Origin of the sequence: Vreelandella aquamarina, assembly GCF_900110265.1 — a bacterium.
In the GTDB taxonomy this organism is placed as follows: Bacteria; Pseudomonadota; Gammaproteobacteria; order Pseudomonadales; family Halomonadaceae; genus Vreelandella; species Vreelandella aquamarina.
The window spans coordinates 1-11,725 of sequence record NZ_FODB01000078.1 but is presented as its reverse complement, the minus strand read 5'-3'; the positions used below and the strand labels follow the sequence as shown (position 1 = coordinate 11,725).

The following is an 11,725-nucleotide window of genomic DNA, read 5'->3' as shown; positions in this document are numbered from 1 at the left end:
CTTTCACCCCCAAGTCATCCGGCCAACCACCACGGCGGACCGGATAGCGCCTAATTGGCGCTGCGCGCCATGCCTGGCGCACCACCATAAAAAAACCGGCCCCAAAAGGGGCCGGTTCATTATCTACTACAGGTGTTACAACTTTAAGCTTGGTTTAACCAAGGCTTAGAAGTGGTAACGAGCGCCAGTCAGGTAGTAAATGTCGTCGCCGTCAGCGCGCTCAACGCTAACAGGGCCGTCGCCGCCACCGATGGTGACGTCGATGGACTGCTGGTCACGCTGGTTCAGCTCCAGGAACACGTCGAAGTTACTGGAGACTCGGTAGTAAGAACCCAGGGCCCATGCAGTACGGTCATCGCCATCAGCACCGTCTTCGCTTACATCGTAGATGTCAGCAGTGAACGCCCACGGGCCAGTGGTGTAAGTACCACCCAGACCAACTTTGTCGTAACCGTTGCCGAAACCTTCGTCGCTGTGCTCACGGCCTTCGTAGCCCAGGCGAACGGAGAACTGGTCGTTCACGTCGTAAGAACCGATCAGGCCGCCCAGCATTTCGCCGTTACCGCCGCCACGAACTACGTCTTCAACGAAGCCCAGACCTACAGTGAACGGACCTTGCTGGTAACGAACACCACCTTGCGGTGCAATTACGCTGCCTTCTTCACTTGTACCAACCACGTTGCCATCAGTATTCAGGCGTGGACCTGTTTCCTTCAAGCCACGCTCGCTGTAGTACTTCAGCTGCAGGAATGCAGTGAAACCTTGCAGGTCAGGCGTGTAGTAACCGATAGAGTCGCCGCGAGACTGCTTCGAATGACCAGCGAACTCTAGGTCACTATCAGCGAAGATGTAAACGTCGAACGGCTGAGATACGAACTGGCTGTAGAAGCTGTCAAAGTTACCAGCTTGGAAAGTACCGTACTGCTTGCTTTGCAGACCCAGGTAGCTCTGGCGAAGTTCGTTGAAACCACCATCGGTGGTGTTCTCATCACCATCAAAGCGCCATTCTAGACGACCGAAAGCCGTCAGGTCAGACGTCACTTCCTGGCTCATGCGCAGACCCAGACGAGAGAAGACGTCTACGAACTCAGGGCCGTTGTCGATTGCTTCGTTATCAGAGTTGAACTCGGGGCCGCCACCTTCGATACCCATGGCGATACGGCCGTATACGTCCAGACGAGTGCCGTCTTGGTCATATACGGTAGCTGCTTGTGCTGCAGCGGAGGCGCCCAGGGCACCAACAATAGCAGTCGCTAAAAGTGTCTTTTTCATGATGTAGGTTCCTTTAACTAGCTTACTGTTTCGATCGTTATTACTGGCCTTCGTAGAAGCCAGCAAGTGGCTTGCGGGCCATGCTCTTTTTCTCATCCGCCGGTTTTTCCCGGTGGTATGCGACATGTCCTCAACAAAGCCTTGTTATAGTCCAATGCTCGCAGGTCAAACTCTATACCGGGATTCCAGGGAACGCAATAGAAAAAAACAGTGTTTTTTTACGATTTGTGTTTTTTTATGGAACCCACAACACGGACTCGGGTCTCAGCGGCCTTCGAATTTTTGCTGCAGGCCTTTGAGCTTCTCTTCCATGGTAAGCGGTTTTTTCTGCTCACTTTTTTCTGGAACGGGCGTTCTCGAGGGGAGCTTCTCATCGTTTGGCGATGAGTTACTCGCGGCTGGCTGCGCTTTATTCGTGCGACTTTTCGCGGGGGGAGCCGGACGCTCCATTCGTTTTTTCGTGGGCGCTTCTTGTCGCCGCTCACTGGCATGTTTCGCGGCTTCTTTGTCCACCTTGCCGGCAGGCTGGCCATCTAAATCGACACGCTCTGCTCCTTCACGCATGGATTTGATATAACGCGGCAAATTGACGTAGTTGGCTAGCGCCCGACGGATCAATTTACTCGGCCAAGGCTCGCGCTCGGCCAAATCCTGGTGAATCCCCACTTTCAAAGGTTTGGTGTGCCCTTTGAAGAAGGCATGTGGGTAACGCTGATACCACTGCTTCAATAACGCTTGCGGCGAGGGTTGCGTGACGGCTTCTGGCGTTACTGGCTCGCTGACCGCCGCTGATACGTGCTCGGGTGCTTCGTTCGGCGCTTCTTCTGCCGCCGCGACATCGGTCTCGTGTTCAGCGGGCGATGCCGTAGGCTCCCCTGGGGGGCGAGTCGATAGCGCGGCTAGCTGCTGTTTCAACTGCTGATTCTCTTCGCGCAGCGCAATGAGTTCGGCCTTGTTTTGTTCGAGCCGTGTTTCTAACGTTTCTAGTAGATGCAGTACGCTGGCGGCCATAACCCCCTCCTTTGCCCTTGGTCAGTCGTTGACACGCTCATACACGACGAAGTCATAATTTGACTGCCCTTCTGCGGGCTGCCCGGCGACTCGCTGAACTTCTTGCCACTCTTCCGTCGAGAACGCGGGGAAGTACGCATCGCCTTCCACTTCTATATCGACTTCCGTGATGTAGAGACGTTGGGCAAACGGTAAGGCTTGACGGTAAATCTCGCCGCCGCCCATGACCATGATTTCTTCTGCCGCTTCGATTGTCGCCTGCTGATCGGCAAGCGCTAACGCAGCCGGTAGCTCATGGCATACGCGCGTGCCTTCTGCACTAAACTGGGCATCCCGAGTCACGACGATATTGAGACGATTGGGCAGCGGCTTGCCAATGGAGGCGAAGGTTTTACGTCCCATGACCAGCGGCTTGGCCTGGGTCATACGTTTGAAGAATTTCAAATCTTCAGGCAAGTACCAGGGTAGCTTGCCATCGACGCCAATGACGCGATTCTTGGCCATGGCGACGATCATCGCAACGGGCACCAGCGGTTCATAGGCGGTGGCTTGCTGACTCATACGGCTACCTTTGCTTTGATATGCGGATGGGACGCGTAATTTTCGATCTGAATATCATCGAAGGTGAAGTCGAATAGGTTCGTGACCTCTGGATTGAGCACGAGCCTAGGCGGTGGCATGGGCGTGCGGGTTAGCTGCTCCTGCGCCTGCTCTAGATGGTTGCTATACAGGTGGGCATCTCCAAGCGTGTGAACGAATTCCCCCGGCTGTAAGCCCGTGACCTGGGCCACCATGCTCAGCAGCAACGCGTAACTGGCGATATTGAACGGCACGCCGAGGAAAATATCGGCACTGCGCTGGTAAAGCTGGCAGGAGAGTCGCCCGTTGGCGACGTAGAACTGAAACAGACAGTGGCACGGCGGCAGCTTCATTTCATCCACTTGGCCTGGGTTCCAGGCCGAGACAATTAACCGCCGCGACTGCGGGTTGGTGCGAATTTGCTCTAGCACATTGGCAATTTGATCCACGCTGCCGCCCTTGGGGTTTGGCCAGCTACGCCACTGGTAGCCATATACGGGGCCCAGGTTGCCCTCTTCATCAGCCCACTCGTCCCAGATACGCACGCCGTGCTCTTTCAGGTAACCGATGTTGGTATCGCCCTTCAGAAACCACAGCAGCTCGTGGATGATGGAGCGCAGGTGCAGCTTCTTGGTGGTCAGCAGCGGAAACCCACGGGAAAGATCAAAGCGCATCTGGTGGCCAAACACCGAGCGCGTACCCGTACCGGTACGGTCACCGCGATCAACGCCCTGTTCGAGCACAGTGCGCATCAGGTCCAGGTAAGGCTGTTCAAGCGCAGGCAATTCGTTCGACGTGGTAAGCGAAGGCGTTGTAGCAGTCACAAGATTTCCAGATTAACAGCGAGTATGAGGCTGTATTCTAGGCCGCCCTAAAGGCAACGTCTATGTTAAGGGTGGTGGGAGGGAGCTTTAGCTCGCGATGATGCAGGCACAAGTGCCTGCCCAGACAGTCGCCCAATGAAACTGGCCTCCCACAGGCAAGCTTGGGCGGCTACTCAGGCTAGCCTGAATCCACGGCTCTACCCAGCCACTTTTCTGCTGCAGGAAGGGGCTTCTTGTGGGAGGGAGCTTTAGCTCGCGATGATGCAGGCACAAGTGCCTGCCCAGACAGTCGCCCAATGAAATTGGCCTCCCACAGGCAAGCTTGGGCGGCTACTCAGGCTAGCCTGAATCCACTGGCTCTACCCAGCCACTTTGCTGCTGCAGGAAGGGGCTTCTTGTGGGAGGGAGCTTTAGCTCGCGATGATGCAGGCACAAGTGCCTGCCCAAACAGTCGCCCAATGAAATTGGCCTCCCACAGACAGGTTTAGGTGGATACTCTGAGCGCCACATCCGGATCATACCTTGGCGTCGATGGGCTTGCCTTTTGACCAGAGCATCAGGAGGAGTCCGAGAATAATCATGGGTAGGGTGAGGAGCATGCCCATGGTGAACCAGCCAAAGGCGAGGTAGCCGATGTGGGCGTCGGGCATGCGGACGAATTCGACCATGAAGCGGAAGACGCCGTAGCCCAGCAGAAACAGGCCGGAGATGAACCCGCGCGCACGAGGTTTGGCCGAGACCCACCAGAGGATGACGAACAGCACGGCGCCTTCCAATACGGCTTCGTAGAGTGCCGAGGGGTGACGCGGCTCTGGGCCCATGCCGGGAAAGGGCATGCCCCAGGGAAGCGAGGTCACGCGGCCGGGCAGCTCGTGGTTGATGAAGTTGCCGATGCGCCCAGCCCCCAGGCCAATCGGCACGAGCGGGGCGATGAAGTCGGTGAGGGTGAAGAAGGCCAACTGCTTGCGGCGGGCAAATAGCCAGGCGGCCAGCAATACGCCCATCAAGCCACCATGGAAGCTCATGCCGCCATCCCACACGCGGAAGATCCAGAGCGGGTCGGCCATCCACTGTTCTAATCCGTAAAACAGCGCGTAGCCCAAGCGACCACCGGCGACTACGCCAATGGCACAGTAGAAAAGCAAATCGCCAATGTCGTCTTTGTTCATTCCTAGACGCGGGGCACGTTTGCAGCCTAGCCACCACGCCGCCACGAAGCCGACCACGTACATGAGGCCGTACCAATGCACTTGCAACGGGCCGAGGGAAATCGCAACAGGGTCTATCGTTGGGTAGTTAATCATTCACTTTCTCTAATCAAATAAAAGAAACGCTACAGTGTGCCAAAGCGCCATTACGCCAGTATGAAGCGTAATCCCACCACAGCGAGCAGAGCAGCAAAACAGAAACGCAGTACATCGGCAGGCAGCACATGGGCCAAACGCACGCCAATACGGGCAAACGGTACGCTGGTGGCTACGATACCGATAAATGCTGGCCACATAACAAATCCGGTTGCCCAATGCGGCAAGAGCGGGTTCCCCCACCCCACCACGATAAAGGTCACCGCCCCTACCACTGCTATTGGTAAGCCACAGGCCGCAGAGGTTCCCACCGCTTGTGTCATAGTGGCACCGCAGCGAGAGAGCCAAGGCACTGTCATGGCACCACCGCCTATACCGAACAGCGCAGAAATCGCTCCAACTACGCCACCCGCAATGGCCATTGCTACTTTTCCAGGGGCAATAGTGCCGGGTTTCGGCGTAAGCCCGATGACCATTTTGGTAGCTAATAGAAGTACGAAGACGCCAAAAAGCGTACCCAGCACGGTGCCCGACAAGTTATCAGCAATAAACACCCCAGCAATCGCGCCTAGCATTAAGCCGGGCAGCAAGGCCATAAACCAAGCACGATGCACGCTACCTTTACGAAAATGCCCAAGGGCTGAAGAAGCGCCGGTAATGACGATAGTGGCAAGCGAGGTGCCAACAGCAAGGTGCATAGTGATCTCAGGGGAAATGCCCTGTAGCCCGAAGGCAAACACCAGCACAGGAACAATAATGATCCCGCCACCAACCCCAAATAGCCCGGCCATCGTGCCAGCGACTGCCCCTAGCGCCAAGTAACTGGCTAAAATGGCTGCAAAGGTCATTGGCTCGGCCTCTCCAGGGCGTGAGGCAACCATTTATTAATCATGCTATGCAAGGTATCCGGTTGATAGGGTTTGGCTAGAAGGTCATCCATTCCAGCGGCTTCGTAGGTATCTCTGCCCGCGTTATCGACATTGGCGGTCAACGCAATCATCACACTGCGCTGCTTTTGATTTGATTGCTCAAACTTACGCCAACGGCGAGTCGTCTCAAGCCCATCGAGAGTGGGCATAAAAATATCCATAAAGACTAAATCATAAAAAGTGGACTGCTGGCGTTCTAGGGCTTGCTCACCGCTACTGACACCTTCCACCTTAAGGCCCTGGGACTCTAACATTTGCCGCGCCAGCATTAAGTTTACCGGCCCATCGTCAACGACCAATACGCGAGGCCGGTGCTCACCGCCCCCTGATAAATCGTCACTGCTTGTCTCATTCACACTCTGCTGCACGAAATTAGCTAATAGTGAGCGGATATCAGCAAGGCGTTCACGCAGGTGGGTAACGTTCTGGCGGCTGGTCTCAGACGCATCCTCCGTTAGCATGCTGCCAAGGTGCTCAAACAGGCTATCGGCTTCTCGTTGCATCAACGTTAGGTAGCCTGATTTAAGCCGAGACTCCTCTCTTGCCCGCTCCCTGCCTGCCATTAAATGTTTGAGTTGCTTCTGCTGGTGATGCAAGTCATCCAACAACGCTTGGTCACTCCTAGCATGACCATCCTGTGTGACCACATGACTCGCTTTATCAAGCGTTCGAATAACCCCTTCTAGCTGGTCGTTCGCCAGGGTAAGCCGCTGGCAGGGCTGTTCATCGGCCTTCGGCTCAACAAGCGCCGGTAAAGAGTTAAGGGCCACCCTCCTGCGCAGCTCGTCAATACGCTGCTCAAGCTCGCTAAGCCCCTGCGTGAAGAGTGTGTCCTTATACTTGCTCCGCGCTTTGATTAACATTAAAAAAACGCCTACATTCATGCAGCTGCCCAACAGAAGGGCAAGCATTAGCCACACCGTGGTTGCCCATGACGCTTGGCTGGGTGACATTAGCCAGATAACGGCTCCTACCAACACACATAGCAGGACAAGCGCGGCCTGAACCAGTAATAATGGCCATAGAACTGGCCAGATAATGGCATTCCAGAAGTGCTCTCGCTGATAGCGTTGTGTCATTCGCGATGTCCCAGTTGGCAGGGCGTTAGGCTAGTAGAGATAGCCCGCATCATTAATCACGGCGCGAAAGTCAGTGTACGTCTCCACCGGAAGTGTGTCATGTCGCGCCACTTAAGTATGCCCCGAATAATGCCTATTATGAGTCATTTATGTGTTTAATTACGTTTCGTTGGTCACCCGATAGCCACACTCCTCTACGCTTAGCGGGTAATCGTGATGAGTTCCATGCACGCCCTACTGCCCCACTGAGTGCGTGGAGCGACAAAGCACTGCTGGGTGGCAGAGACTTGGAAGCGGGTGGTACATGGCTGGCAGCAAATCGATACGGCATTGTGGCGGCACTTACCAACGTACGCGATACCACCTTACCCACGCCCCCTAACGCGCCCAGCCGAGGCGAACTGGTGGCGGGGGTACTTAGCAGTGACAACCCCGCCGCATGGCTAGACACCATGGCGAGCCACCAAGCCGAGCGCTACGCTGGCTTTAATTTATTAGTCGCTACCACCCACCAATGCTGGCACCTGCACCGGGGAAGCGATGGCATATCCCTTGTTAATGTGCCGCCCGGGGTTCATGGGCTTTCCAATGCCAGTTTGAATACACCTTGGCCTAAACTACAGGCTGTACGTTGCGCTATGCAGGGTAGTAATAATCACCTATGGCGGCCCGCCACGCGACAGGCGCTGCAAAACCCAGGGCAAGCCGCCGATCACTTGCTACCCGATACGGGGGTTGGCGTTACTCTTGAGCGTCAGCTCTCAGCGGCTTTTATCGTCGGCGAGCAGTACGGCACCCGCGCGACTACTTGGCTGACGCTCAGCCACCGGGGCGATGTGGCTATCACTGAGCAGCGCTTTGGGCCGCTCGGGCGCTTTACTGGCGAAACGACACTTACGGCGCTATGCCAACGATAGTAGCTTATTAATCACGAGGGGGCAGTAGGTGCGACAACTGCCACTCATCCAGCCGTTTATTAAGATGCTCATGGACCAGTGCGGGCGTATCCAGCCGCATGATCTCTTTGAGCAGCGTTTGCGCATCAGCCAGCGTGACCCGACGAATCGCGGCACGCACTTTTGGCAAGCTGGGGGCGTTCATGGAAAGACTGGTAAAGCCCATCGCCATCAACAGCAGCGCGCCTGCTGGGTCACCCGCCAGCTCACCACACAGCGAAATAGGCTTATTCAGCCGCTTCGCATCCTGAGCCAGCTCTTGTAAAGCGCCAAGTAGCGCGGGATGCAGCGCATCGTACAGGCTAGACACCCGCGGATTGTTACGATCCACCGCTAGCAGGTACTGGGTAAGGTCATTACTGCCTACCGAGAAAAAATCGACACGCTTAGCCAGCGCGTCCATTTGATAAATAGTCGCGGGCACTTCAATCATGACCCCCACTTTTGGCCGCTCAACCTTAATACCCTCTTCGCCCAACTCTAAGATGGCGCGATCAAGCAGCCGTATTGCCTCATCGACCTCCTCCACATTGGTGATCATGGGGAGCAGCACGTAGAGATTGCCTAAATCGTGGGAGGCTTTAAGCATGGCGCGCAGCTGTACCATCAGAACTTCAGGATGATCCAGGGTAACGCGCATACCCCGCCAGCCCAGGAACGGGTTGGCTTCCTCAATCGGGAAATAGGGCAAATCTTTGTCGCCACCGATATCTAGAGTACGCATCACCACCGGCAGCGGCGCAAAGCCTTTCAACTGCTCGCGGTACATGCGCATCTGCTCTTTTTCACCTGGGAAGCGCTCGGTAATCATAAATGGCACTTCGGTGCGATAGAGCCCCACCCCGCCAATGCGGCTTTTCAGCAGTGCAGAGGCATCCACCGCCAAGCCAGTATTCACCATCAGCGGCATTTCATGGCCGTCGGGGGTTCTACTGGGCAGATCCTGTTCATGCTCCAGCACTTCGCTGAGCACTTTCTCTTCGGCAATCAGGCTAGCGTAGCGGGTTTGCAGCTCGGCGGCAGGACGCACAAATAGCCGCCCCCGGTGGCCATCTAGCACCACGGGCGCACCGTTCAGGCGTGGCAGCGGCAGGTCTACCATTCCTAATACCGTGGGAATGCCCATGGCACGGGCGACAATCGCCACGTGAGACGTACTGGAACCACGTACCGACACCAATCCTTTTAGCTTGTCGCGCGGCACTTCGCCCAGCATGGCCACACTGATTTCATCGCCAACTAAAATGGCGCTGTCTGGATAGGTTTCCGGCGTGGAAGGCGTATCTTCTTGCAGGTGCGCCAACACGCGACGGCCCAGGTCGCGAATATCTGCTGCCCGCTCGCGCAGGTAGTCATCATCGACACGCTCTAGGTATTGCACGTGGCGGCGAACGACATCGGCGAGCGCCCCCGGCGCCCACTGGCCTTCGCGAATGCGCTTTTCCACCTCTTCAGAGAGCGCGGCCTCTCCCAGCATCTGTTGATAAACATCAAACAGCGCTAGCTCCTGGGAAGAGATCCGGTTAACCAAACGCTCTGCAGCGGCACGAATTTCATCGCGGGTTTTGCCGATGGCCTCTTTTAGCCGGGCAATTTCGTACTCTTGGTCGCTGGGAATCAGATCTGGAACGCTGTTGAGATCGGCCGGCGGGGTAATCACCACGGCTTCGCCCATGGCCATGCCGGGTGAGGCCGCGACCCCTTTGAACATCGCCTGGCCACCGGGTAGCGCGGGGCGAGTGAGATTACCGGTGGCTAAGGCATGAGCCAGCACGCCCGAAAGCTGTGCCGCCATGGTGACCAGGAAGGCTTCATCTTCGTCATCGTAGCGGCGCTTTTCCGCCTGCTGCACCACCAGCACCCCCAACATGTGGCGCTGGTGGATAATCGGCACCCCAAGAAAGCTTGAATAACGCTCTTCACCGGTCGCTTCAAAGTAGCGGAAATGGGAGTGCGACTGGGCATCTTCCAAGTTGAGCGGCTCGCTGCGCTTGGCCACCAGCCCCACTAGGCCTTCCCCCAGCGGCAACACGACACGACCCACGGCTTGGGTACGCAGACCAATGGTTTCCATCAGAACCAACGACTCCAGTTCTTTATCGTAAAGATAAAAGGAGCACACGTCGGTCTGCATGGCTTTGCGTATGCGGCGCACCATGGTCGACAGCGCGGCGTCGAGGTTCCGTGCGCCATTCACTTCTTGAATAACGCGTCGCAGCACCTCAAGCATGGACGTTTTCCTATTCACTATTATTTGCCTCGCTGAGGGATTGTCCGGCTGGGCTAACACTGCTTTTATCCTGCAATGATGCGCGCGTTATCCTTCGTTATCTTGTGCCAAGCGCTGCACGCGAGGAGAAAGCTCTCTTAGCGCACGCCGATAGACCTCTCGTTTAAACGGCACCACTTGCCCTAACGGGTACCAGTAGCTAACCCATCGCCAACCGTCGAATTCCGGCTTGGGCGTGGCCGTCATACAAATACGGTTTTCTTGGCAACGAATTTTGAGTAAAAACCACTTCTGTTTTTGGCCAATACACACTGGCCTTGAGTGGGTACGAATCATGCGTCGTGGCAGACGGTAGCGCAGCCAGCCCCGGGTGCAGGCGACAATATCAACATCGTCGGCGGTTAAGCCGATCTCTTCGTGGAGTTCACGAAAAAGCGCTTGTTGTGGCGTCTCGCTTGCCTTAATGCCTCCCTGGGGAAATTGCCACGCATTTTGCCCTACACGACGCGCCCAAAGCAGCTGCCCCTGGCTATTGGCAATGATAATGCCAACATTGGGGCGAAAGCCGTCAGCGTCGATCACGGACATCACCTTCATAAATTTTCAGTTATGCCCATTTTTCCACAAGGGAGACAAGCGTATCAATACAATATCACGCTAAGTGGTGAAACCTAGGTGACTCTGCGATAATCCGGCGCTTTGTATCCGACGACCAACGTCCAACATTAACCATAAGGGGAGCGCCGTGAGTCTGGCCATTTTCGATTTGGACAATACGCTGCTATCCATCGACAGCGACCATGCCTGGGGTGAGTTTCTGGTGGAGCAAGGCGCAGTGGACCCGGTGGCCTACCGCGAGGCCAACGAGCGCTTTCTCGCCGATTACAACGCGGGCACTCTGGATATGGCGGCATTTTTGGAAATGGCGCTGAAACCGCTGGCTGAAAACACGCCGGAGCAGCTGGCGGCGTGGCACCAGCAATTCATGGCCAGCAAAATCGAGCCGCATATTCTGCCCAAAGCCGAGGAGCTGCTGGCCCGCCACCGCACCAAAGGCGATACGCTGCTGATTATCACTGCCACCAACCGTTTTATTACCGGCCCCATTGCCGAGCGCTTAGGTGTTGATGATTTAATCGCTGTAGAGCCGGAAATGGTCGATGGCCGCTATACTGGCCGTGTTGACGGCGTGCCCAGTTACCGCGAGGGTAAAGTCATCCGCCTACAAGCGTGGCTAGAAGCCCAAGATATCACCATGGACGGCGCGTGGTTCTATAGCGATTCTCACAACGATCTACCGCTACTTGAGAAAGTTGATCACCCGGTTGCCGTCGACCCAGACGACACCCTGCGTAAAGTGGCAGAAGAGCGCCATTGGCGGATTATGAGCCTGCGGGATTAAGGTAAGTGTCACGCATTTCGTGAGATGGCGACAGCCGCCTCGATATCACCACCGTAATTCATCCAACCTAATGCCACCATCGGCACCCCTAGAGGGGTGCTTCGCGGGTGCGCTCCGCTTACGCCGCGCTACAAATTAG

General features: G+C 56.0%; 11 protein-coding genes. 2 read left to right on the top strand and 9 right to left on the bottom strand.

The window, feature by feature from the left end; translation table 11 throughout:
- Positions 1–165 precede the first annotated feature (165 nt).
- The 7 genes from BMY49_RS15960 to BMY49_RS15930 form a co-directional block, all read right to left on the bottom strand.
- On the bottom strand, positions 166–1,272 hold the full coding sequence (locus tag BMY49_RS15960) for a porin (protein WP_089676025.1): 1,107 nt from the start codon (positions 1,270–1,272) through the stop codon (positions 166–168).
- A gap of 264 nt (positions 1,273–1,536) precedes the next feature.
- The gene (locus BMY49_RS15955) at positions 1,537–2,283 is read right to left on the bottom strand and encodes a ProQ/FINO family protein (protein WP_089676024.1); all 747 of its coding nucleotides are present in this window, start codon (positions 2,281–2,283) and stop codon (positions 1,537–1,539) included.
- A 21-nt stretch (positions 2,284–2,304) separates the two neighbouring features.
- Entirely contained in the window at positions 2,305–2,844 is a 540-nt protein-coding gene (locus BMY49_RS15950; RefSeq protein WP_044630810.1) for a dihydrofolate reductase, read from the bottom strand.
- A complete protein-coding gene (locus BMY49_RS15945) occupies positions 2,841–3,686 on the bottom strand; it encodes a thymidylate synthase (RefSeq protein ID WP_054641803.1) in 846 nt (281 codons plus the stop codon). The genes BMY49_RS15950 and BMY49_RS15945 overlap by 4 nt, the downstream gene beginning before the upstream one ends.
- 515 nt (positions 3,687–4,201) lie before the next feature.
- The gene (gene lgt, locus BMY49_RS15940) at positions 4,202–4,990 is read right to left on the bottom strand and encodes a prolipoprotein diacylglyceryl transferase (RefSeq protein ID WP_044630748.1); all 789 of its coding nucleotides are present in this window, start codon (positions 4,988–4,990) and stop codon (positions 4,202–4,204) included.
- A 50-nt stretch (positions 4,991–5,040) separates the two neighbouring features.
- On the bottom strand, positions 5,041–5,838 hold the full coding sequence (locus BMY49_RS15935; RefSeq protein WP_062363212.1) for a sulfite exporter TauE/SafE family protein: 798 nt from the start codon (positions 5,836–5,838) through the stop codon (positions 5,041–5,043).
- Positions 5,835–6,998, bottom strand: coding sequence for a response regulator (locus tag BMY49_RS15930; protein ID WP_089676023.1), 1,164 nt, complete (start codon positions 6,996–6,998; stop codon positions 5,835–5,837). The genes BMY49_RS15935 and BMY49_RS15930 overlap by 4 nt, the downstream gene beginning before the upstream one ends.
- 149 nt (positions 6,999–7,147) lie before the next feature.
- On the opposite strand from BMY49_RS15930, the gene BMY49_RS15925 reads away from it, so the two are divergent.
- On the top strand, positions 7,148–7,915 hold the full coding sequence (locus tag BMY49_RS15925; protein WP_062375815.1) for an NRDE family protein: 768 nt from the start codon (positions 7,148–7,150) through the stop codon (positions 7,913–7,915).
- A gap of 7 nt (positions 7,916–7,922) precedes the next feature.
- On the opposite strand, the gene ptsP is transcribed toward BMY49_RS15925, so the two are convergent.
- Both ptsP and BMY49_RS15915 read right to left on the bottom strand, forming a co-directional pair.
- Entirely contained in the window at positions 7,923–10,184 is a 2,262-nt protein-coding gene (gene ptsP, locus BMY49_RS15920; RefSeq protein WP_058576374.1) for a phosphoenolpyruvate--protein phosphotransferase, read from the bottom strand.
- An 87-nt stretch (positions 10,185–10,271) separates the two neighbouring features.
- Positions 10,272–10,766 carry an RNA pyrophosphohydrolase gene (locus BMY49_RS15915; RefSeq protein ID WP_009096477.1) on the bottom strand — a complete coding sequence of 165 codons (495 nt, stop codon included), beginning with the start codon at positions 10,764–10,766 and terminating at the stop codon, positions 10,272–10,274.
- Between the two features lie 163 nt (positions 10,767–10,929).
- Here BMY49_RS15915 and BMY49_RS15910 point away from each other — a divergent pair, with 163 nt between their 5' ends.
- A complete protein-coding gene (locus BMY49_RS15910; protein ID WP_044630753.1) occupies positions 10,930–11,586 on the top strand; it encodes a histidinol-phosphatase in 657 nt (218 codons plus the stop codon).
- Positions 11,587–11,725: the final 139 nt, after the last annotated feature.

Excerpts from the sequence above, each read along its gene's own strand:
- BMY49_RS15960 (WP_089676025.1), bottom strand. The coding sequence starts at position 1,272 with ATGAAAAAGACACTTTTAGCGACTGCTATTGTTGGTGCCCTGGGCGCC.
- BMY49_RS15955 (WP_089676024.1), bottom strand. The coding sequence starts at position 2,283 with ATGGCCGCCAGCGTACTGCATCTACTAGAAACGTTAGAAACACGGCTC.
- BMY49_RS15950 (WP_044630810.1), bottom strand. The coding sequence starts at position 2,844 with ATGAGTCAGCAAGCCACCGCCTATGAACCGCTGGTGCCCGTTGCGATG.
- lgt (WP_044630748.1), bottom strand. The coding sequence starts at position 4,990 with ATGATTAACTACCCAACGATAGACCCTGTTGCGATTTCCCTCGGCCCG.
- BMY49_RS15935 (WP_062363212.1), bottom strand. The coding sequence starts at position 5,838 with ATGACCTTTGCAGCCATTTTAGCCAGTTACTTGGCGCTAGGGGCAGTC.
- BMY49_RS15930 (WP_089676023.1), bottom strand. The coding sequence starts at position 6,998 with ATGACACAACGCTATCAGCGAGAGCACTTCTGGAATGCCATTATCTGG.
- BMY49_RS15925 (WP_062375815.1), top strand. The coding sequence starts at position 7,148 with ATGTGTTTAATTACGTTTCGTTGGTCACCCGATAGCCACACTCCTCTA.
- ptsP (WP_058576374.1), bottom strand. The coding sequence starts at position 10,184 with ATGCTTGAGGTGCTGCGACGCGTTATTCAAGAAGTGAATGGCGCACGG.